This window comes from Streptomyces sp. NBC_00984, assembly GCF_045162475.1.
Lineage (GTDB): Bacteria > Actinomycetota > Actinomycetes > Streptomycetales > Streptomycetaceae > Streptomyces.
In genome coordinates, this window is record NZ_CP108734.1 from 6,495,477 (window position 1) to 6,517,815 (window position 22,339).

The following is a 22,339-nucleotide window of genomic DNA, read 5'->3' on the forward strand; positions in this document are numbered from 1 at the left end:
CCTGTTTCAGCGACGGTGACCATGGCGAGCAACATCCCCGAGGAGACAAGCAGCTTTGTCGGACGGAAAGCGGAACTTGCCAGGCTGGAGCACACTCTCGCCACGCACCGGCTGACCACGCTCACCGGCAGCGGCGGCGTCGGCAAGACCAGGCTCGCCGTCCGGGCGGCCCGGCAGGCGGCGGCCGGACACCGCGACGGCGCGTGGTGGGCGGACCTGTCGCCGCTCCACGACGACGGACTGCTCATCGCGACCGTCTCCGACGCGGTCGGGCTCTCCGACCACACCCTGCGCATGCCCATCGACGCCCTGTGCGAATGGCTCGTCGACAAGGAACTGCTGCTGGTTCTCGACTCGTGCGAACATCTGCGCTCCGCCTGCGCGCACCTGCTCGGCGAGATCCTCACGACGTCCCCCGGCCTCACCGTGCTCGCCACCAGCCGGCAGCCCCTGGACATCCGGGGCGAGCAGATCGTCGAGGTGGACCCGCTGCCCGTCGAGGGCGCGGCCGACGCGCTGACGCTGTTCCGGGACCGGGCGGCCGCGGCGGCCCCGGAGCTCGCCCTCGACGAGCCGGGGAACGTGGAGGCCGCCGCCGAGATCTGCCGAAGCCTCGAAGGTATTCCGCTCGCCATCGAACTCGCGGCGGGAGCCCTCGGCCGGGACACCGTCGAACAGGTCGCCGCGCGGATCAGCTCCCGCTTCGACGTACCGGACGACACGTCGCTCTGGCCGCCGCGCCACCGCACCCTGCGCACCGCCATCGGCTGGAGCCATGAGCTGTGCACCCCGCTGGAGCGGCTGCTCTGGGCCCGGCTGACCGTCCTGCGCGGCGACTTCGACGAGGCCGCGGCCCGCGAGGTCTGCGCCGGGGGGCCGCTCACCCCGGACGGTGTGACCCGGGTGCTGGACGGACTGGTCGCCAAGTCCGTCGTCGGACGGGACGGCCTGCGGTACCGCATGCTCGACACCATCCGCGAGTACGGACGGATGTGGCTCGCCGAACTCGGTGAGGAACGGGCCGCCGCCGACCGGCACGCCGCCTGCTTCCTCGGCCTGGCCCGCAACGCCCATGCCGGCTGGACCGGCGACGACCAGATCAGCTGGTACCACCGCATCGCCGAGGCGCACGCCGACCTCTGCGCCGCCCTCGATCACCTGCTGGTCCACGACACCGCGGCCGCCCAGGAGATGGCGGGACGGATCGGCTTCTTCTGGTGCTGCTGCGGCCATCTCCCGCAGACCCGCGAGTACGCCCGGCGCGCCCTGGCCGCCGGACCGACCGAGGGACCCCACCGCACCCGCGCCCTGTGGGTGCTGGGCATCACCGTCATGCTCCAGGGCGACTACCCGGCCGCCCGCCGGCTGGGCCGGGAGTGCACCAGGGAGGCGGCGCGCGACGGCACCGACGAGGGCATCCTCGCCGCCGCCTATCTGTGCGGCCTCACCCATCTGATGACCGGCCGCCCCGAGGCGGGCCTCCGCGAGGTCGACCGGGTCCTGCGCTCGACCGGCACCGCCACCCCGCTGGAGAAGGCCTACCGGCTGCGGTGCCGGCTCATCACGGTCTTCGCCCTGACCGGGCTCGGACGGCTGGACGAGGCGGCGGAAGCGGCCTCGGTCCTGCGCGCGGTCTGCGAGGCCCTGGACGAATGCTGGACCCGTAGCTACGTCGACTACCAGCTCGCCCTGATCGCCCTGCTCCAGGGCGACGCCGAATCCTCCGCCGCCCACGCCCGCTCGATGCTCGCGGGCAAGCACCGCATGCGCGACAGCTTCGGCATTGCGCTCGGCCTGGACATCCTGGCCGCGGCGATCGCCGCCCAGGGCGCCGGAGCCCGCGCCGCCCGGGTGTACGGCACGGGCCAGGTGTACTGGCGCATGGTCGGCCAACCGCAACGCGGCACCCCGGAACTGGGCCCACTGCGCGAGGCCTGCGAACGCCAGGCCCGCGAGGCCGTCGGCGACGCCGCTTACCAGCGGGCCTTCGAGCGGGGCCGGACGGACAACGCGGAAGTGGGCCTGGCGGCGGCGCTCCAGGGCGAACTGCTCATGTAGCGCGTGCCCGGCCCCAAGGGAACAGCCCCGTTGGAACGGCCCCACGAGCCCGGCCCCACGAGAACGGCCCGGCTCCTCGCCGGGCCGTGCCGCCGGACAGGTGCTACGGCAGCCGCTGCGGGGGAACGGCCGGTACGGCGGGTGCCAGGGCGGAGAGCCGCTCCAGCAGCTCCCCGAACGGCCCGTCCGCCGGCTCCTGTCCGAGTACCCGCAGCACGATGCCCGCCGTCTCCGGGCTGTACGCGGCACTCACCGCGGCCAGCGCGGCGAAGTCGTGCACCAGCTGCAACTCCAGCTCCTCGCGCGGAATCCGCCGCCCGTCCAGCCAGATCAGCGCCGTCGACTCGGCCAGCGACACCCACGACCGCACGATCAGCTCCAGCCGAGCCGGGGGATCCTCGACCCCCAGATGGGCCAGGATCTGCTCGCAGGCGGCCTGCCGCACCCCGTCGATCATCGCGTTCGCGGTCGAGGACCCCGCCGCGGGCCCGCCCCGCATCAAGGCCGAGAAGCCGGGCCCGTGCTCGTCGACGAAGTCGAAGAACCGCCCCATCACCCTCAACAGCCGCGACCCGAGCGGACCTTCGCGCGGTTCCACGAACCGGGCCGCCAACTCGTCGGCCGCCCGCCGCAGTGCGGCCTCGTAGAGGCTCTGCTTCCCCGGGAAGTAGTGGTAGACCAAGGGCCGCGAGATCCCCGCGGCGGCCGCGATCTCGTCGATCGACACCTCGTCCGGGGCGCGGTGACTGAACAACTCCAGCGCGACACCGATCAATTGCTGTCTGCGCTCCTCGACGCCCATCCTGCGTCGCACCCCGGTCGTCATGGTGGACAGCGTACCGAGTGGAGCGGCGGGGGAGGGGCGTCGGGCGGGCCCGGACCCGCGCCTAGAGATCCAGCACCAGCCGCTCGCCCCGGCACCGCGACACGCAGATCAGCATCGAGTCGTCCCGTTCGGAGTCCGTCAGGAGCTCGTCCCGGTGGTCGATCTCGCCCTCCAGGACGCGCTGTTGGCACGTTCCGCAGAAGCCCTGCTCACAGGAGTACGACACGTACGGAAGCTCGTCGCGCACCGCGGCCAGCACCGACCGGTCCGCCGCGACCCGGACCGTACGGCCGGAGCGGCGCAGTTCGACCTCGAAGGGGCCGGAGCCGGCCGACGACGCGGCCGCCGCCGTGAAGCGTTCCAGATGGAGGGTGCGGCCGGGCGGCAATGCGGCGGTGACCGCGTCCATCAGGGGTTCGGGGCCGCAGCAGTAGACCGCCGTGCCCTCCGCCGTGTCCGCCAGGGCCGCGGCGGCGTCCGGACGGCCCGCCTCGTCCTCGGGGACGACCGTCACCCGGCTGCCCTCCGCGCCCAGCTTCTCGATCTCGTCCAGGAACGGCATCGAGGCACGGGTCCGTCCGCCGTACAGCAGCCGCCAGTCGGCTCCCGAGGCGGCGACCGACCGCAGCATCGGCAGGATCGGGGTGATGCCTATGCCGCCCGCGACGAACAGGTACGCGGGGGCGTCGGCGAGGGGGAAGCGGTTGCGCGGGTCGCGGATCTCCACCTCCTCGCCCGCGTGGAGCCGTTCGTGGACCTCGCGGGAGCCGCCGCGGCCGTCCTCGACCAGCCGCGTCGCGATGGTGTACGTGCCGGGGTCGGCCGGGTCCCCGCACAGGGAGTACTGGCGGACCAGGCCGGAGGGCAGCAGGAGGTCGAGGTGCGCGCCGGGCTGCCAGGCGGGCAGCGCGGAGCCCTCGAGCCGGAGTCGGACGACGCCCTCGGCCGGGGTGGTCCGCTCGGTGATCAGCAGCCGGCGGGTGGCCGTGGTGCGGCGCTCGGAGTGGCCCGAGACCGGTTCCTCCAGGGCCGGCAGCGGCCACAGCGGGGAGTTCTGGATGCGGCGGTGCAGGGCGCGCTTGGCCAGCAGTGCGGCGCCGGCGACCAGGACGACGGTACGCAGGCGGGGCAGGGGGAGCGGCATGGTCAGCTGGTTCCCGTCATACGGGCCTCGGCGGCCGTGGCCGCGGGCGAGTGGGCGAGATAGTCGATGGCCTGGGCCGTACTGCCCTCCTGCGAGGGGTGATAGCCGCGGCTCAGATAGCGGGGCACCGAACGCAGCAGATCACCGGTGGCGGGCAGGGTGCCGCGCTTGCCGCTGAGGTAGAAGTCCTTGACCGACCCCTTTCCGTTCAGCAGGCTCGGGTCGTTCTCCAGGAAGAAGCGGATGCCCCGCTGCCAGAGGAAGACCAGCGCGCTGAATGCCGTGGCCCAGGTGCGCGCCCGCCGCCGGTAGCCGCCGTCGACATGCATGAACACCTCGAACGCGACCGAGCGGTGCTCGACCTCCTCCGCACCGTGCCAGCGCAGCAGATCCAGCATCATCGGATCGGCGCCGCGCCGGTCCAGCTCGTCGGCGTTCAGCACCCAGTCGCCGAGGAAGGCGGTGTAGTGCTCGATCGCCGCGATCAGCGCCACCCGTTCCATCAGCCACCACGTGCTCGCCCGGCCCGGCGGCAGCGTCCGGTCGCCGAGCAGCTTCTCGAAGAACCAGTCGACCTGCGCGGTGTACGGCGTCGGGTCGAGACCGAGCTCCTTCAGGCGGGGCAGCACGTCGTCGTGCGCCTGGGAGTGCACGGCCTCCTGGCCGATGAAGCCGATGACGTCCTGGCGCAGTTGCTCGTCGTGGATGTACGGCAGCACCTGCCGGTACACGTGGATGAACCAGCGTTCCCCGGCGGGCAGCAGGAGGTGGAGCACATTGATGGTGTGTGTGGTGAACGGATCGCCCGGCACCCAGTGCAGAGGAGTCTTCTCCCAGGCGAAGGAGACCTTGCGGGCCTTGAGAGGCGTCCGCTCCGACGCGACCGGCGCTGGCTGCGTGTTAGACATGTTGTCAATGTACTGAGAGGTAGGCCGCGGGAACAGGGGCGTGCGGCGAATTCCCGACCCCGGCGGGACGGCGCGTCAGCGCAGCCCGCCCACCCGACTGCCGTCCGGCAGCGTCCCGTTCAGCCGCGCCCGGTCGCCCGCCCCGGCCGGCACGGCGAGGAGACGGCTGTCGGCGCGCCCCGCCACTCCGCCCGACGCGGTCAGCGAGGCGAACTGCTCGCTGCCCGCCGCCAGTACGTACCAGCGGCCGCCCTGCGACTTCCACAGCACCCCGGCCAGCACCCGCGGTTCGCGCGCCCCGCAGGCCGGGGAGTCCTCGGCCCTGGCCGCGACCGTCCCGGGCGGTCCGCCCGTCGCGTCGGCCGGTGCCGACGGGGCCTGGAACTGGGCGAGGACCCGGCTCCCGGTGCCCCGCCAGGTCTCCGCCCTGGTGCAGAGCCAGCGCGCGGAACCATCGCCCTCCGGCAGCGGCTGCTCGGCGTACTGCCAGGAGTTCACCGACCGCACCCCGTGCGAACGCACCGCCGGCAGCAGACAGGCGGTCCGCGCCCAGCTGTCCCGCTCCGCCCGCCCGGCGACGTCGTGCGGCGCGGACGGCGGGCCCGAGGTCAGCCGGGCGGGGGGCAGCTCGCCCAGGTCCGTCATCAGCCGGGCCGCCGAGCCGTCGCGGATCTCGATCACCTGCCAGGCACGGCAGTCGCGGGCCGTCGCCGGGCTGGTCAGCGCGGCGGTCACGCCGTCGGGGCCGCGGCGCAGCGGCTGCGGGGCGCCGCCCGGCGCCAGCAGGTCCCGCACCGACACCGCGGTCACCCAGGGCGCGGTGAGATAGCGGATCCGGTCGCCGGCACGGGCCACGATCAGGGCGGCGGCCGACGCCATGTCAGCACCGTCGACCCGGGCGAAGTCGAGCCCGACACCCTCGTCCCGGTCGGCGGCACGGGGCTCCGCGTACCGCACGACGCGCAGCCCGTCGTAGAACAGCACCACCGTCACCCGGTCCACCTCGCCCGCGTACAGCAGTTGCGGCGCGCCCATCGGCGGCCCGATGGGGGTGTCCGGGGTCGTTGAGATACGTACCGTGCCGTCCGGGTGCGCCCAGACGGTGAGTGCGCGGCGCAGCAGCCGGATGTCCTGGGTGCGGTTGCCACGGGTGGGCCAGGCGGTGAAGTCGGTACGCGGCGAGCGCCGCCAGAAGTTCGCGGACACCCGGCTCGACCTGACCGGATCCAGGGCCTGTGCCACGGCGGCGTCATGGGTGTACGACGACGCGGTCCGGGCGTCGCGTCGCCAGCCGTTGACCGGCAGCCCCAGCAGCGCCCCGCACACCAGCAGTGCCGCGACGGCCGCCAGCGCCGCCTTCGCGTGCTGCCGGCGGCGCAGCAGATCCGGCGGCCGGGCCTGGAGCGAACAGGGGTCGAACTCCGGGGAGTCGAGGAGCGCGTACGGCGCCGGGACGCCCTCCGCCTCCGCGAGCGCCGCATGCGGGTCCGCGACCCCGGCAGCCGCGAGCACCCGCCGCACCTCCGCGTCGGCCAGCCCCTCCAGGCCCCGCAGGGCATGGGCGGCGCGCCCCGGGCCGGAGAGCGCCGACAGGGCGTGCTCCAGGGCGAGTCCGTCCGATCCGCCCGAGTGCGGGAACAGTCGCAGCCCCCACACGAGCGGAAGGAGCGACGGCGGCCGGGTGCGGGCCCACCCGCGTCGTGGACGGCCCGCCTCCAGCGCCGCACGCAGCACCCGCCTGCGGGCGCGGGCATAGGACGGATCGACCGCCGCCGCACCGCCGGGCCTGCGCGGCACCGGGACGCCGCCCCCGGCCCCGTACCCCGCCCGGCGTCCGGACAACAGGCACCGCTGGGCCAGCGCGTGCGCCCTCAGCACCCGGCGGTGGCTGCCGAGGGACGGCGGCAGCACGAGATAGGCGAGCCGGACCAGCCGCGGATAGTGCTCGACGAGCGCCGCCCCGGCCTGCTCCCCATCGGCCGGGGCGGCTGCGGAAGGTACTTCTGGCAGTGGACGCACGTTCAGCAGAACGAGCGAATCGTGCGATGGTCACCCCGGCCCGTCGGTGCGCGGAGCAACGGGCCGTCCCCTCACCGCAGTTGCTGCCCGCTGGACTCGACCGTGCCGCGCAGCCCGCTCCCGCCGTTCGCCGCGCTCATGAAGATCCCCACGTCCTGGGCCACCGCCGTCCCCGGCACGGTGGCCGTGCCCACAGTCCGCCGGTTCGAGCCGTGTGCCTACCTGCGGAAGCTCGGCCTGAGGGCACCAATTTTTGGACCCGATCAGGACAATTCGACATCCCTTGGCGGGTAGAGCAGCATTGCTATGCGGGAGGTGTACAGATCGCTGGCCCCAGCAATGACGGCGCGGCCAGTTGACGGGCGCCGGGTAGACCGACCCCTACGCGATCACAAAGCCATGAGCTCATATGATCTCGCTTTCTTTCCGCCGCCCACCAGGTCCGGGCCGTCCGTGAGCATCTCTCTTCTCGGCGGTTTCGACATCGTAGTCGGCGACGAACCAGTGACCGTCCCAGTTGGCTCGAAGCGACTACTTGCGTTTATCGCGGTACAATACCGGGCCGCTGTCCCCCGAACTCTGGTAGCCGGGAGTCTTTGGCCCGAAGCATCCGAGCAAGGTGCGAACACGAACCTGCGGTCGGCATTGTCACGCCTCCAGGGCCTCGGGAAGCAAGCACTGAACATCTGCCCCGCCGAGTTGCGCCTCGCGCGGGAGGTCACCGTCGACCTGTTTCGAGCTCGGTCGTTGGCCCAGCGAATACTCGATCCCCATGTCCCGGCCCAGGAGCTCGACCTCAACGCGGCGGCCGTCGACCAGCTGTCCGCCGATTTGCTGCCCGGCTGGTACGACGAGTGGATGTTGCCGGAGGCGGAGCAATGGCGGCAGCTCCGACTCCACGCACTTGAGGCACTGACGGGTGCTTTCATAGACACGAAGGAGTTCGCGTGGGCTGTGACGGCCGCCCATGCGGCTGTCCAGGCGGATCCGCTGCGGGAGAGCAGTCAGGCTTCGCTGATCCGCGCTCACCTGGCGGAGGACAATCGGTCCGAGGCACTGTACGACTTCGAACGCTACGAGCAGCACCTCCGTGACGAGCTGGGACTCCGACCCACACCGCGGCTGCGCCGGCTGGTGTCCGAACTGCAGCAGTCGCGCCCCGGTAATGGATCCGGCCCCTAGCTGTAGGGAAATTTGGCCGAACTCGGTAGGGGACCTCGCGTTCGTGGTGTAGCGCCGCTGGCTTTGACCAGATGGACATCGTCACTCACCAGACCGACATCGTCACGGCCGTGTCGGGTCGTGCTTCGACTGCGCCGCGAGCGAGTTCCCGGAGTTGGCGAACCCGCCACTGCCCAGTGGCGGGTTCGCGCTACCGAGTTTGGTCGGCAGGCTTGTCGTGGTCAGCACGCGACAGAAGTCAGGTCTGTGCGCCCTGCTGGAGGACGTTGCCGTTGCCCTCGCCGGTCTGTGCGCCCTGTTGCAGGACGTTGCCGTTGCCCTCGCCGGTCTGTGCGCCTTGCTGGAGGACGTTGCCGTTGCCTCCGCCGGTCTGTGCGCCTTGCTGGAGGACGTTGCCGTTGCCTCCGCCGGTCTGTGCGCCTTGCTGGAGGACGTTGCCGTTGCCTCCGCCGGTCTGTGCGCCTTGCTGGAGGACGTTGCCGTTGCCTCCGCCGGTCTGTGCGCCCTGTTGCAGGACGTTGCCGTTGCCTCCGCCGGTCTGTGCGCCTTGCTGGAGGACGTTGCCGTTGCCTCCGCCGGTCTGTGCGCCTTGCTGGAGGACGTTGCCGTTGCCGCGTCCGGTCTGTGCGCCCTGTTGGAGGACGTTGCCGTTGCCTCCGCCGGTCTGTGCGCCTTGCTGGAGGACGTTGCCGTTGCCGCGTCCGGTCTGTGCGCCCTGTTGGAGGACGTTGCCGTTGCCTCCGCCGGTCTGTGCGCCCTGTTGGAGGACGTTGCCGTTGCCGCGTCCGGTCTGTGCGCCTTGCTGGAGGACGTTGCCGTTGCCGCGTCCGGTCTGTGCGCCCTGTTGGAGGACGTTGCCGTTGCCGCGTCCGGTCTGTGCGCCCTGTTGGAGGACGTTGCCGTTGCCGCGTCCGGTCTGTGCGCCTTGCTGGAGGACGTTGCCGTTGCCGCGTCCGGTCTGTGCGCCCTGTTGGAGGACGTTGCCGTTGCCGCGTCCGGTCTGTGCGCCCTGTTGGAGGACGTTGCCGTTGCAGAACTGGGGCGTGGCCCGAGAGCAGATTTGGGAAGGGGCCTTTGGCGGGGCCTGGGGCGCTGCTGCGGCACTTGTCGCACCAACACCGCCAGCTAGCGCCGCGATCAAGCTCGACACGCCGATCAGGCGGGGAATTCCTTGCCGAATGCTTCTCATCATGGTGGATTCCTTGCGTGTGAAGGCGGGTTTGCGCTTGCCTGCACCAGCCATAGTCGTGTGGTGGGCGTCACCGCGGCGTGACGTCGGCGTGACCGGGCTCAGCTGACGGCAGCCAGTGGATGCCCTCCGCAAGCGGCTCCTTGCGCCCCAGCCATGGCCAGGGGTTTCCCATGGACGACTAAGTTTCCCGGGACCTGAACCGAAACCGGCCGGCGTGAAGAACAGCGGGAAGATCCAGGAGATGCCTGGTGGCATGCGACCTCACCGGGGGTTGTCGAGCGGCGGCCGAGCTGGCTGCGGTCACCACGCGGTGGCCCGATATGCGCAGCTGAGGGCAGGAGTCCGATCGAGCGGTGTGCTTGGCCGGCTGCGTACGGTCACAGGCCTCACGAGGGCGTACCTGTAGCCGACGCGCCGCGCCGTCCCGGTGCGCCCGGACGGTGAGCGCGCGGCGCAGCAGCCGGGTGTCCTCACTGCAGCTGCCACCCGCTGAACCCGACCGTGCCGCGCTGTCCGCTCCCGCCGTTCGTCGCGCTCATGAAGATCCCCACGTCCTGGGCCGCCGCCGTCCCCGGCACGGCGACCGTGCCCACCGTCCGCCAGCTCGTCCCGCCGTCGGTGGAGCAGGAACCCGTGCACCCGTCCCCGGCCCGGGTCAGCCGGAGCAGCACCGGGGCGTTGATCCCGGTGATCCGCCGATAGGCGTCCAGGGTGCCGTCGCCGTTCGTGTCGTACGAGAGCACCACACCGTTGGACGGTGTCACCGCCAGATTCAGGAACCCGGCGGAGCCCGGCGTCGCGAGGCCGTTGCGCACCACGATCCCCGAGCGCGCCCAGCCCCCGGTGTTCTCCTGCGCGTCGACCCGCACGGTTGCTTCCGCCCCGTCGGACCAGGCCCCCTCCCGGTACGCGGTGCCGAACTGGCTGGTGCCCTTCCACAGGTCCTGGCCCGCCCCGTTGATCGCCAGCCGCCCGCCCAGCTGACCGAAGACCGCCGCGTTCGCCGTGTACGTGCGCCAGCCCGGCTCCAGCGGCGCCGCCAGGTACACCGCGCCGCGCCGCGTATCGGTCACCCGGTCCTCGCCGCGCGGCCCGTACGCGGTGCTCAGCTCGTACGGCATCGGCACCAGCGGCGTGGTCAGCGGCCCGGACGGGGCCGTGACCCGCCAGTCCACCGCGCCGGAGCCGCCGGCCGCGACCTCGTCGAGGGAGGTGCCGCCCGTCGCGGTGGCGTCGAGGCCGGTGAGCGCGAAGTCGATCCGGCCGGTGGACCGCAGGCCGTTCAGATTGCGAAAGGCGGCCGTCACCGTGCCGGTGCTGCCGGGGCTGAACGCCACCGGATCGGCCGAAACCGTGACGGTGCCCTGGTACGGGGCGGTGGACAGGGTCTCGAAGACCCGCCGCGCCGTGCGGTGGGCATCGCCCGTCGCCCGTACCGGAAAGCTGCCGGTCCCCCGGGTCCACTCCTCCTCGCCCGGGTACCAGTCGAACGGCTTCGCGGCCCTGCCCTCCACGAGCGCGTCGGTCAGCTCGTCCAAGTACGCCTGCCACTGCGGGAGATGGACCTCGCCCATCAGCCCCTGCCAGTCGCGGTTGGCGTAGTTGCTGAGGTCGTCGGCGGCCGTCCGGTCCGCCCAGGTGGTGATCAGGGTGCGCGCCGTCCACTCCAGCCGCACCGCCTCCGCCGGGCTCGTCGCCAGCCGTTTGGTGTCCTCCAGCCACGGCCCCAGCAGGAAGGCCCGGTGACAGCCGGACATCGCGTCCGTCAGCCGCATCAGCTTCAGCCAGAGCGCGGCGAGCGTACGGAACCGGGCCACGTCCTTGTCGGCCTGGGCGGCCCGCAGTTGCGGCAGCAGGATCCGGGAGCGGTTGGCGAGCGCCTGCCGGGCCAGATCGGTGAGGTCGTAGCGGTAGGTGTCCGAGTCGCGCAGGGACGGACGTACGTCGAGGAGCGCCGCGAACGCCCGGTCGAAACCGGCCGGGTCGAAGGCGAAGCCGACGGACGAGGTGATGCCGGGGCGACGGGAGAAGAGGGAGTCCACGGGGCGGCCGTCGGTGCTCGTCAGCCGGTACGCCGTGGCGGCCAGCGCGGCGAAGGCCGCTTCCGCCGAGCGGTCGCGGCCGCCGTAACGGAGCTTCGGGTACGCCCGGAACCACGCCTCCCGGTCGACCTTTTCGGTCCGCCAGGCCAGCTCGCTGAACAGCTCGAACGCCGCCGGATCGCGTTCGGCCGCCTCCGGCATGTACGCCGTGCCGACCAGGGTGCTGCCGGGCCTGTCGCGCCAGGCGGTGAACTTCTGTGTCCAGCGGTCGGTGTTGGCGCCGATCGTCGTACGGCCGCCGAAGTTCGGGATGGTGCCGAAGGCGTACGGGGCCCCGCCCCAGTCCTTCTCCCGGTCGGTGACCGTGTCCAGGTCGGAAAGGCCGTCCACGATCAGGATCCGGTCGGTGTCGATCGCCTCCAGGAGCGCCGGCCGGGGATTGGCCTGCCAGCCGAGGATCACCCAGGTCGCGCCGGGGTGCGCGGTGTGCAGGGCCGACTCGACGGCACGGGCGGCATCCGGTACCGGGACGTCACCGGCGCTGCCGCCCTCGTGCAGCAGATCCATCTTGAAGTGGCCCACCGCGCCGAACAGTTCCTCCTGGTGCCGGTAGAAGGCGGCGGCCACCTCGGCGAAGAGGGGGGTGCGCGGGTCGAGCCAGTCGGGCCGGCGCAGCCCGTTCCAGGTGCCCTGCGGAACGACCCGGGCCCCGGGATTGCGGTCCGTGAAGCCGTCCGGGACCGTGCCGAAGTAGCCGGGGAGCACCGGTGCCATGCCCAGCTCCCGCATCCGGCCGGCGATGCGCCGGCCCAGCTCCGCGCGCCGCCCGATCAGCTCGGGACCGAGCGGGCCGCCGTATCCGCTCATGTTCTGGAGCAGCCACCACGGCTGGTGGGAAGGGGCGGGCAGCCAGGTGCGGGCCTCGGTGTCGCTGTAGCCGAAGTCCTGGAGCAGACGGTGGTAGACGGCCTCCTGCCCGGCGGTGACCAGCACCTCGTTGCAGCCGTGCAGGGCCAGGACGTCGAGCATCCGCTCCCAGCGCGACCAGTCGGCGTACGGGGCGGTGTAGCCGTCGTGGGTGTCGTTGAGGGCGAACCGGTGGGCGACGGTCGCGGAGCGCTCGACGGGGGTACGGGGGGCGGGCAGCCGGCGGGGCAGCCCGGTACGGCTGCCGGACCACGAGATGACGGCGTCGCAGGTGTACTTGAGGTACCAGTGCGCCCCCGTCAGGGCGGCGGCGGGCGTGGTGGCGGCGATCTCGATCCGCCCGGTGGCGCCGGTGACCCGGAAGCGGTCCTGCGCGCCGTCGGCCCGGGGGAGGGAGCGGAGCCGGAACTGGTCCGCGTGGTCCGGCAGCAGACGACGGAGCGCCTCGTGCGCGGGCGCGAGGTCCCGGGCCGGGGCGGCCGGTGCGGGGGAGGCGTGCGCGGGGGCGGCGGCCCCGAGCGCGGCGGCGGCGCCGACGGCTCCGGCGGTGCCCAGCAGCGTACGTCTCGTCGGCCGGGAGGAGCTGAAGGGCAGGGAGGGTTCCGTCATGATCCGCACTCCTCGGTGTTGTTCATGGTGGTGCATGCGACAACAGGTGCGTGCGGTGCGCACGTTAATGACGGGTGCGGGGGCGGGCAATGGGGCGTTCGGCGGTTTGTTCCGATCCAGCCGTTCGGCCGTCACGGCGGGGTCACCCGACGTGCGGCCGGACGCCCGGCGGTCAGGCGAAGGCGGCCAACTGGGGGTCGAGCGGCGCCCCGGTCATCCGGTTGGCCAGCGTCGACATCGTGTACGTGCCGATGCCCAGGACCACTTCCAGCGCGTTGCGGGCGGTGTAGCCGTGTCCCAGGAACGCCTGGAGCGTCGCGTCGTCCACGGCTCCGGCCGTCGCGATCACGGCCAGGGTGAACTCCCGCACCGCCTCCAGCCGTTCGTCCGCGAGTGCCCGCCGCTCGCGCAGGGCCGTGATCAGCTCGGGGTCCGCGCCGAGTGCGGTGAGCTTCGCCGTGTGCATCGCCACGCAGACGTGGCAGTCGTTGCGGGTCGCCATCGTCATGATCAGGACCTCGCGGGAGAGCGGGTCCAGGGTGGTGGACTCGAAGGTGGCGCTCGCCCTCAGGAAGCCGTCGAGCAGCTCCGGCGAGGTGGCGAGCCGGGCGACGGCGGCGGGCAGACGGCCCTGCTTCTTCGCCACCGCCTCCATGCTGCGGTGGGCGGCGGCCGGGGCGGATTCGAGGGTGTGGTCGGGGAACACGGACGCGGGCATGACAGACCTCTCCTGGTGGTTGCTCACGCTAAAATCGACAACGTGATTGACGAAAAGGTAAACCAGGTTGTCGAGTTTCGCAATGGCTGAGCGACGGGCGGAGCCGTCCGAGGGGGACGTGCCGGGCTTCGAGCTGCCCATGCTGCTGTTCGCCGGATTCCGGTCGATCATCGACGAGTTGCACCGCGATCTCGCCGGGCACGGCCATGTCGACGTCCGCCCCGCGTACGGCTACGCGCTCCAGGCCGTCGGCCGCGACGGGGCGACGGCCAGCGAGATCGGCCGGCGGCTCGGGGTCTCCAAGCAGGCCGCCGGCAAGACCGTGGAGAAGCTCGAAGGGCTCGGGTACGTGGAGCGCGTCGGCGACCCGCGGGACGGCCGGCGCAAGCTGGTCCGGCTGACCGCGCGGGGGGTCGATGTCCTGGTCAGGTCGGCCGAGGGCTTCGACCGGCTGCGCGCCCGCTGGGTAGAGGTGCTCGGCGCCGACCGGGTGCGTGCGATGGAGGCCGATCTGCGCACGATGGTGCCCTCGGGTGCGCTCCGGCTCGATGTGCTGGGCTGGTTCGACGACTGAGGCGGCCGTAGGGGCGGGCTTGGACTTTGCGTACGAGAGATAGGACGTATCTCGTACGCACCCTTCCCGCGGGTCCGCGTGTGCGGCAGCATGCCCACGTTGGCACCCAAGAGATCCGACCAATCTTGGTCGGGAACGGGAGGGAACCATGGCACGACGCACCCGTGTGCTCAGTGCGCTCGCGCTGGCGGCGGCCGCCGCGCTCGTCCCCGTGCAGGCGATGGCGCAGCAGCCCGCGCACCAGCGGCCGGCGCCGCCGGGCGCCCCGTGCAGCGCGCCGGTGAAGCCCGCCCCGCAGATGACGGTCGAGTCCTGCGACAGCCCCGACCGGATCATCGAGAAGGCCGCGAACATCGTCCCCACACCCGGCCAACTCGCCTGGCAGCAGCGGGAGGTCACTGCCTTCACCCACTTCGGGATGAACACGTTCACCGACCGCGAGTGGGGCTCGGGCACGGAGGACGAGAAGCTCTTCGCGCCCGAGGCCGTGGACGCCGACCAGTGGATGCGCGCCTACAGGGCCGCCGGTGTCGAGCAGGTCATGCTCACCGCCAAGCACCACGACGGCTTCGTGCTCTACCCCAGCCGCTACACCGACCACTCGGTCGCGCTCAGCCCCGGCAGCCCGACGTCGTGGCCGCCTATGTGAAGGCCGCCCGCAAGGCGGGCCTGAAGGTCGGGCTCTACCTCTCGCCCTCCGACGGCGCCGAACTCCCGCACGCCTGGCACGCGCAGTGGGTCGACACGATCCGCGAGAAGCAGGCCGAGGGCAAACCGCTCAGCCTGCCCGAGCGCATGGCGCTGGAGGACGGCGACCGCGCCCCGGCCGGTGAGGGCCGCTTCGGCAACGGCAGCGCGGTCACGGACCGTACGATCCCCACCCTCGTCCCCGGCGACGACCGGGCCGCCGCCGTCCGGAGCGGCAAGCTGCCCACCTTCCGGGTGAAGGCCGACGACTACGACGCGTACTACCTCAACCAGCTCTACGAACTGTTCACCCAGTACGGACCGATCGAGGAACTCTGGCTGGACGGCGCCAACCCCTGGTCCGGCTCCGGCATCACCCAGAAGTACGACGTCAAGCAGTGGTTCGACATGGTGAAGGCGCTCTCGCCGAACACCGTCGTCTTCCAGGGCCCGCAGGGCGTGCGCTGGGTCGGCAACGAGAGCGGCATCGCCCGCGAGACCGAGTGGAGCGTCACCCCGCACGCCACCGACCCGTGGACCGGGCTCGGCAGCCTTCCCAACGATTCGACCGACCCCGACATCGGCTCCCGGGCCAAGCTCCTGGACCCGGCCGTCCACTACCTCCAGTGGTACCCGGCCGAGGCGGACGTCTCGATCAGGCCCGGCTGGTTCCACCACCGGAACGAGAAGTCCAAGTCCCCCGCCCAGTTGATGGACCTGTACGAGAAGAGCGTCGGCCGCAACGCCTCGCTGCTGCTCAACGTCCCGCCGGGCAGGGACGGCCGGATCGACGACGCCGACGTCGCGTCACTGACCGCCTTCGGCTCCGACGTACGCCGGATCTACGGCTCCGACCTACGCAAGCAGGGCCCGGCCCCGTACACCTTCGACCGGATCGCGGTCCGCGAGGACGTCCGGCACGGGCAGCGGGTGGAGAGGTTCGCCGTCGAGGCCCGCGTCGGCGGGAGCTGGCGGCGGATCGCCGAGGGCACGACCATCGGCCACCGCCGCATCCTGTCCCTGGCCACCCCCGTCACCGCCACCTCGGTACGGGTGAAGGTGCTGGAGTCCCGGGCGACGCCGCATCTGGGGGCGACGACGCTGCACCTGAGCACCACGCAGTGACGCAGTGACCCCATGGCCGCGCGACCCCGCCGCCGGGGCCGCGCGGCCGTGCGCGGCTGAGCCGCTGTCCGGACAGCGGCTCAGCCCCGGTCCAGATAGGCGAGCACCGCGAGGACGCGGCGGTTGTCGTCGTCGGACGGCGGCAGCGCGAGCTTCTGGAAGATGTTCGAGGTGTGCTTGGCCACCGCCCGCTCCGTGATCACCATCTGCGAGGCGATGGCCGCGTTGGAACGGCCCTGGGCCATCAGCTCCATGACCTCCAGCTCGCGCGGGGTGAGCATGCCCATCGGCTTGTCCTGCGATCGCCGCGACAGCAACTGCGAGATCACCTGCGGGTCCATCGCGGTGCCGCCCGCCGCGACCCTGCGCACCGCGTCGACGAACTGGTCGGCGTCGAAGACCCGGTCCTTGAGCAGATAGCCGATGCCCCCGTTGCCGTCCGCCAGCAGCTCGCGCGCGTACAACTGCTCCACGTGCTGCGAGAGCACGAGCACCGGCAGCCCCGGCCTGGCCCGCCGGGCCGCCAGCGCGCACTGCAGTCCCTCGTCCGTGTGGGACGGCGGAAGCCGGACGTCGACGATCGCGACGTCCGGCTCCGCCTCGGCGAAGGCGCGGGTCAGTTCGGGCCCGGTCTCGACGGCTGCCGCGATCTCGAAGTCGTACGCCTCCAGCAGGCGGACCAGACCGTCGCGCAGCAGAAAGAGATCTTCGGCTAGGACAACTCGCAAGGGATCTCCATGGTCACCATGGTGGGACCGCCCGCAGGGCTGCTGACGGCCATAATGCCGTCGAATGTACCGAGTCGGCGTTCGATTCCGCTCAGCCCGGAACCGCCGCCGACCGTCGCACCTCCCCCGCCGTTGTCGGTGACGGAGATCCGCAGCGTGGAGTTCTCGTGGTGGATGTCCACCCAGACGCGGTCCGCCCCCGCGTGCTTGGCGGTGTTCGTCAGCGTCTCGCTCACCGCGAAGTACGCCGCCGACTCGACCGCGGCGTCCATGCGGCCGCCCAACTCCGCGTCGACCTCCGACTCGAAGGGCAGCCGCAGCGCCAAGGCCCGGACCGCGTCCCCGAGTCCGCGCTCGGCGAGGACCGGCGGGTGGATGCCCCGGATCAGGTCGCGCAGTTCCGTCAGGGCCTCGGCCGACGACTCCCGGGCCATGGCCAGGAGCTTCTTCGCCTGCGCCGGGTCCTTCTCGATCAGCGCCTCCACCGTGCCCAGACTCATGCCCATCGCGACCAGCCGGGCCTGCGCGCCGTCGTGCAGATCGCGCTCGATGCGCCGCAGTTCGGAGGCGGCGGTGTCCACGGCCTCGTGCCGGGACTCGGTCAGCCGGTCGATGCGCCGGGCCAGCTCCTCCTCCTGGGTGGGGGCCAGCATCGCGCGGGCGATCACGAAGTGCAGCCGCAGCAGCCGCTCGCTGACCAGCACGCCGGTGGCGAACAACGCCGCACCGAGCGCGGCGGCGGCCAGGCCCGTCGCCTGGCTGGAGACCGGGACGAAGCCGTACCAGTAGCGGTCGTGGGTGAAGACCCGCCACAGCCCCGCCGCCAGCACGAAACCCTCCAGCGGATAGAGGAGCAGGACGGAGGCCAGGGTCGACACCACATAGCCCGCCGTCATGTCGACCAGCAGCCACCGGAGGTCGCGCCAGGTCGCCGGGTCCTTCAGCATCAGCGTGGTCCGCTCCACCTGTCCGGTGAACCCGGTGCGCAGATCCTCCGGGAAGGGGCGGTACGGGACCGGTATGCGGATGTCGGACCAGGTGACCGCCAGCAGCCGGCGCCGGTTGGCGTGCTTGCGGACCAGCTCCAGTACGTAGGGGGTGGTGACCAGCCCGATGCCCAGCGGGATGAAGGCGATCGAGAGCACGGCCCATACGAAGAGCGTGATCGAACCGGCCAGGCTCGCGACCGACACCACGACTCCGCGTCCGGCGGCCAGCACAGCGCCGCGCACCCGTCCCTTTTTCGCGTTCATTCCGGTCCGTCTCCCCTCGGCGGTCCCTCGTGGCGGGCCCGCTCCGAAGACAGTCTCACCCGGGGGCGACCTCGGGCGTCAGCCGTTTCGCCACCCGGGCGGGGTGTACCCAGCACCACCCCGCCGAACTCGCCCTACGGCTCCGGGAGAGGGGGTTTTGGCGGCTGGGGCGGGCAGCTCCCCGTTCCTAGATTCGTCAGCGTTCATCAGCGGCGCGTCCGGCGCCGAATTCCTACCGGCTACATCTGACTTCTGGGGGCGAACACGCCATGAGGCGCAACCTCGCGGCACGCATCGGTGTGTGGAGCGCGCACCACCGCAAGACCGCCATTCTCGGCTGGCTGCTCTTCGTCGTGCTCGCCACGGGCATCGGCGGAGCATCCGGTCTGGTCGAGATGTCCGACTCGGAGAACGGCGCGGGCGACTCCGCGCGGGCCGAGCAGATCCTCGACGACGCCGGACTCGGGCAGCCCGCCGGCGAGCTGGTCATGGTCTCCACCGCGAAGGCGGGGGACTGGCGGGACGCCGCCCGCGAGGTCTCCGCGGCCGTCCGGAGGACCGGCGAGGTGGCGAACCTGGCGGCGCCGGTCCCCTCCGAGGACGGCAGGGACGCGCTGATCACCTTCGAACTGAAGGGGGACGCGGCGACGGCACCGGACCGGGTGCAGCCCGTGCTCGACGCGGTGGACGGGGTCCGGGCGGACCACCCCGGCGTCACCATCCACCAGTTCGGCGAGGCGAGTGCCGGGAAGTGGCTCGGCGACCTGCTCTCCGAGGACTTCAGGAAGGCCGAATTCACCGCCGTACCCCTGGCCCTGGGCATTCTGCTGGTCGCCTTCGGGGCCGTCGTCGCGGCGCTCCTCCCGGTCGGGCTGGCACTGACCGCGTGCATGGCCGCCTTCGGACTGCTGTCGCTCGCCAGCCACCAACTGCACCTGTTCCAGACCACGTACTCGGTGATGTTCCTGATGGGCTTCGCCGTCGGCGTCGACTACTGCCTGTTCTATCTGCGGCGCGAGCGCGACGAGCGGGCGGCGGGACGCGACGCGGAGACGGCGCTGCGGATCGCGGCGGCGACCAGCGGCCGGGCGGTGCTGGTCTCCGGGCTCACGGTGATGGTCGCGATGGCCGGCATGTTCCTGTCCGGCCTGATGCTGTTCAAGGGCTTCGCCCTCGCCACCATCATCGTCGTCTTCGTCGCCATGCTGGGCTCGGTGACGGTGCTGCCCGCGCTGCTGTCCTGGCTGGGTGACCGGACCGAAGCGGGACGGGTGCCCTTCCTCGGGCGGCGGGGGAGCCGGCGCGCACGCACCGGCGGCGGGATCGCCGGCACGGTGCTGCGGCCGGTGCTGTCGAGGCCGAAGACCTTCGCGGTCGCCTCGGTCGTCGTGCTGCTCGCGCTGGCCGCGCCCGCCATCGGCATGAAGACCGAAGAGCTGGGCCTGGAGAAGCAGTTCGGCTCCCACTCGCAGCTCTCCGTCGCCTACCGGCAGATCAGCGAGAGCTTCCCCGGCGGCCCCGATCCGGCCCGCGTGGTGGTCAAGGCCGACGACATCGAGGCACCCGCGCTGCGCAAGGCGTTCGACGGCTTCGAGAAGGTGACCGTGCACAAGGCGCAGAACGTCGCGGAGATCGAGGTACCGCTCCCGGACGGCCGGGCCGACCTCTCCGAACTCCGCGAGGAGCGGCTGCCCGCCGCGTTCGACGGCACGGGCGCCCAGGTGTACGTGACCGGGGAGACCGCCGGATCCGTCGACTTCAACGATCAGCTCAAGCGCGGCATCGTCCCCGTCTTCGCCTTCATCACGGCGGTGACCTTCCTGCTGATGCTGTTCTGCTTCCGCTCGTACGTCATCGCCGTGACGTCGATCGTGCTCAACCTGCTCTCCGTGGCCGCCGCGTACGGAGTGATGGTCGCCGTCTTCCAGCACGGCTGGGGGGCCTCACTGATCGGCTCGGAGGGGGTCGGGGCGATCGAGGCCTGGATGCCGCTGTTCGTCCTGGTCGTCCTGTTCGGACTCTCCATGGACTACCACGTGTTCGTGGTCTCCCGGATCCGCGAGGCCCGCGACCGCGGTCTGCCCACCCGGGCGGCGATCGACGAGGGCATCCGGCGCACGGCGGGCGCGGTGACCGGCGCCGCCATGATCATGGTCGCGGTCTTCGCGGTCTTCGGGACGCTCTCGATGCAGGACATGCAGCAGATGGGCGTCGGCCTCGCCGTCACGGTGCTGCTGGACGCCACGGTCGTACGGATGGTCCTGCTGCCCTCCGTGATGGCGCTGCTGGGCGAGCGGAACTGGCGCACCCCGCGCGCACTGACCCGGCTGCCGAGCCTGGAGCACGACGAGCCGGAGCGGGAGCCGGTGGGGTCCGGGCGACGCGGCTGACCCGGCCGGGCGACACATGAGGCGGCCCTGGTCCGGTACGTACCGGACCAGGGCCGCCTCATGTGTCTTCCGCTGCGTCAGGGCGTGTACTTGTACCCGACGCGCCGCACCGTCTGGATCGAACGGCGGTGCTCGGCGCCCAGCTTGCGGCGCAGCCGGGCGACGTGGACATCCACGGTGCGCCCGTCGCCCACGTGCCCGTAGCCCCAGACCGTGGTCACCAACTGGTCCCGGGTGTGCACCCGGTGCGGGTGCGCGACCAGATGGGCGAGCAGCTCGAACTCCAGGTACGTGAGGTCGAGGGTGTTTCCGCCCACCGCGGCGGTGCGCTGCACGGGGTCGATGCGCACCGGACCGGTGGCCGGGTCCTCCACCGGCGTCGGCACCACGTACTGGGCCGCCGCGGCGGCTGCCGCCGTGACGGCGGGCTGCTGGTCGGCCGGTACGAGCACCAGGTAGCCGATCATCGGCGGCCGGCCCGGCAGCGCCGGAACGGTGTGCTGGGGTGCGGGCAGCCAGGTGGCACCCGGCGGCAGGAACTCGGCCACATCGGCCGGCTGGACGACCTCGTCGGGGTCGACGGCCCGCAGCCGGTGGCGGTTGGGGGAGAGGGAGCGGGCGGAGGTGGTGGCCGCAGCGGACGCCGAGGGCACTGAGGTGGCAGCGGCCGCGGCGGAGAAGGTACGAGTGTTCGCCATGAGGGTCAGCTCTTTCGCGCGAAGGAGTCGTCGGTGGACGGACTTGCTTGCGCGCGGACCGAAGGCCGGGGTGAGCGGCTTTAGAGGGCCTGCGCGTTCGACGCGCGACAACACACCCGGTCGAAGTCATGGTGCTGACGGGAAGGCCAGAACGGCTCGAGGTCGCTGCGACCTGTCGAGGTGTGCTGGTGGATGCTGGCCATGCCCCCATTGAACCAGAGAACCGGACGCCGCAGCAGACCTCTTCCACCCGTCGATACGGACCCTTTGCGTTACCTTCCTCACCAGGGCTTCTCGTACGGCGCCGCAACCGGCGGGCCGGATTCCGCATCGCCCGCGACAGGCTCAACCCACCAGCCGCTTGCGCCAGTCCAGGCCGGTCAGCTCGATCGCCCGGTCCGGCGACCCGTCCCACGCCACCGTCAGCCCCGCGTCGCCGAGCGCCTCGACGACCTCCCGGCCCACGAAGGCGGTCTCGTCCGCCGCCTCGCCGAACCCGCCGTAGTACAGCGTGAGGCCGTGCCCCGACGCGGCACTCTCGGTGCCCTGCGTGTGGAAGAAGACGAAGCCGCGCGCATCCTCCCGCCCGGCGCCCCGGATCTCGGCGAGACCGCACGACCGGCAGCAGCTGAAGTGCTCCCTCGCCGTGATGCCGCCCCGGTCCAGCCGGGCGAACGCCCGCGTCAGCCGGTCCGCGTCCGTCACGTCCGACCACTGCCGCTGCTCCTCGACCCGCTCCAGCCACAGCCGCTCGACCAGCTGCCGCGCCTGTGCGTCCGTCACCGGATGCGCGCCGTCCTTCACCAGGTGGTCCTCGGCCGTCCGGGAGAGCTCCTGGACCGTCCCGTACCCGCAGCGGAGCAGCACCCGTATCCGCTCCTCCAACTGCGTCCGGATCTCCGCCGGGATCTCCGGCACGGGCTCCGCCTCCGGCAGCCCGGCGCTCTCCCACTCCACACCCGCGTCCCAGTCCGGCTCCTGGCGCGCCCAGCGGGTCATCAGCCCGGCGACCCGCTCCGGCGAACCGATCATGGTCCGGTAGTGCGTGGCGGGGCCGCCGGAGCGGCGCTCCAGCTGGTATCCGTCACCGTGATCGAACCAGACCTGCACGAAGGTCCCGGGGAGGTCGGGTATGCGCTGCACGACCAGGAACCGGTCACCCTTCATGCCGATCCGGTGCACCAGGTCGCTCAGCGCACGGTCCGAAATGCGGGTGTACGTCTCGGAGTTCTCGGTCTCCACCTTGATGTCGAGCATGC

The 22,339-nt window shown here is 72.0% G+C and carries 16 protein-coding genes and 1 pseudogene; 5 read left to right on the forward strand and 12 right to left on the reverse strand.

Going from position 1 to position 22,339, the window contains the following annotated elements:
- The first annotated feature begins 21 nt into the window (after positions 1-21).
- Entirely contained in the window at positions 22-2,058 is a 2,037-nt protein-coding gene (locus tag OG520_RS29045; RefSeq protein WP_406015142.1) for an ATP-binding protein, read from the forward strand.
- A gap of 103 nt (positions 2,059-2,161) precedes the next feature.
- Here the strand turns inward: OG520_RS29045 and OG520_RS29050 are convergent, their stop codons facing one another.
- From OG520_RS29050 to OG520_RS29070, 5 genes are all read right to left on the reverse strand, one after another.
- Complete coding sequence (locus OG520_RS29050) at positions 2,162-2,884, reverse strand: TetR/AcrR family transcriptional regulator (protein WP_266420106.1); 723 nt, start codon at positions 2,882-2,884, stop codon at positions 2,162-2,164.
- A gap of 61 nt (positions 2,885-2,945) precedes the next feature.
- Positions 2,946-4,028: a PDR/VanB family oxidoreductase gene (locus OG520_RS29055; RefSeq protein ID WP_406015143.1), complete on the reverse strand. Its 1,083-nt coding sequence runs from the start codon at positions 4,026-4,028 to the stop codon at positions 2,946-2,948.
- A 2-nt stretch (positions 4,029-4,030) separates the two neighbouring features.
- Complete coding sequence (locus OG520_RS29060) at positions 4,031-4,936, reverse strand: metal-dependent hydrolase (protein ID WP_406015144.1); 906 nt, start codon at positions 4,934-4,936, stop codon at positions 4,031-4,033.
- A 75-nt stretch (positions 4,937-5,011) separates the two neighbouring features.
- A complete protein-coding gene (locus OG520_RS29065) occupies positions 5,012-6,955 on the reverse strand; it encodes a hypothetical protein (RefSeq protein ID WP_406015145.1) in 1,944 nt (647 codons plus the stop codon).
- Between the two features lie 71 nt (positions 6,956-7,026).
- Entirely contained in the window at positions 7,027-7,149 is a 123-nt protein-coding gene (locus OG520_RS29070; protein ID WP_406015146.1) for a hypothetical protein, read from the reverse strand.
- Between the two features lie 259 nt (positions 7,150-7,408).
- Here OG520_RS29070 and OG520_RS29075 point away from each other — a divergent pair, with 259 nt between their 5' ends.
- Positions 7,409-8,137, forward strand: coding sequence for a BTAD domain-containing putative transcriptional regulator (locus OG520_RS29075; protein ID WP_406015147.1), 729 nt, complete (start codon positions 7,409-7,411; stop codon positions 8,135-8,137).
- Positions 8,138-8,375: 238 nt separating this feature from the next.
- Here OG520_RS29075 and OG520_RS29080 read toward each other — a convergent pair whose 3' ends face one another.
- The 3 genes from OG520_RS29080 to OG520_RS29090 form a co-directional block, all read right to left on the reverse strand.
- Positions 8,376-9,329 (reverse strand): hypothetical protein, encoded by a 954-nt coding sequence (locus tag OG520_RS29080; RefSeq protein WP_406015148.1) that lies wholly within the window; start codon positions 9,327-9,329, stop codon positions 8,376-8,378.
- Between the two features lie 470 nt (positions 9,330-9,799).
- Entirely contained in the window at positions 9,800-12,907 is a 3,108-nt protein-coding gene (locus OG520_RS29085) for an alpha-N-acetylglucosaminidase TIM-barrel domain-containing protein (RefSeq protein WP_406015149.1), read from the reverse strand.
- 172 nt (positions 12,908-13,079) lie between these two features.
- Positions 13,080-13,625, reverse strand: a complete 546-nt coding sequence (locus OG520_RS29090; RefSeq protein WP_399326102.1) for a carboxymuconolactone decarboxylase family protein — start codon at positions 13,623-13,625, stop codon at positions 13,080-13,082.
- 82 nt (positions 13,626-13,707) lie between these two features.
- Here OG520_RS29090 and OG520_RS29095 point away from each other — a divergent pair, with 82 nt between their 5' ends.
- The gene (locus OG520_RS29095; protein WP_406015150.1) at positions 13,708-14,199 is read left to right on the forward strand and encodes a MarR family winged helix-turn-helix transcriptional regulator; all 492 of its coding nucleotides are present in this window, start codon (positions 13,708-13,710) and stop codon (positions 14,197-14,199) included.
- A gap of 148 nt (positions 14,200-14,347) precedes the next feature.
- Positions 14,348-16,011, forward strand: a pseudogene (locus OG520_RS29100) (alpha-L-fucosidase).
- An 80-nt stretch (positions 16,012-16,091) separates the two neighbouring features.
- Here the strand turns inward: OG520_RS29100 and OG520_RS29105 are convergent.
- Together OG520_RS29105 and OG520_RS29110 are read right to left on the reverse strand one after the other, a co-directional pair.
- Complete coding sequence (locus OG520_RS29105; protein WP_406015151.1) at positions 16,092-16,739, reverse strand: LuxR C-terminal-related transcriptional regulator; 648 nt, start codon at positions 16,737-16,739, stop codon at positions 16,092-16,094.
- Entirely contained in the window at positions 16,724-17,992 is a 1,269-nt protein-coding gene (locus OG520_RS29110) for a sensor histidine kinase (protein WP_406015152.1), read from the reverse strand. Before OG520_RS29110 ends, OG520_RS29105 begins: the two co-directional genes overlap by 16 nt.
- A gap of 269 nt (positions 17,993-18,261) precedes the next feature.
- Here OG520_RS29110 and OG520_RS29115 point away from each other — a divergent pair, with 269 nt between their 5' ends.
- Positions 18,262-20,382, forward strand: a complete 2,121-nt coding sequence (locus OG520_RS29115) for an MMPL family transporter (protein ID WP_406015153.1) — start codon at positions 18,262-18,264, stop codon at positions 20,380-20,382.
- Between the two features lie 77 nt (positions 20,383-20,459).
- On the opposite strand, the gene OG520_RS29120 is transcribed toward OG520_RS29115, so the two are convergent.
- Positions 20,460-21,080, reverse strand: a complete 621-nt coding sequence (locus tag OG520_RS29120; protein WP_406015154.1) for a winged helix-turn-helix domain-containing protein — start codon at positions 21,078-21,080, stop codon at positions 20,460-20,462.
- A 345-nt stretch (positions 21,081-21,425) separates the two neighbouring features.
- Positions 21,426-22,337 (reverse strand): DUF6891 domain-containing protein, encoded by a 912-nt coding sequence (locus OG520_RS29125; RefSeq protein WP_406015155.1) that lies wholly within the window; start codon positions 22,335-22,337, stop codon positions 21,426-21,428.
- Positions 22,338-22,339 lie beyond the last annotated feature (2 nt).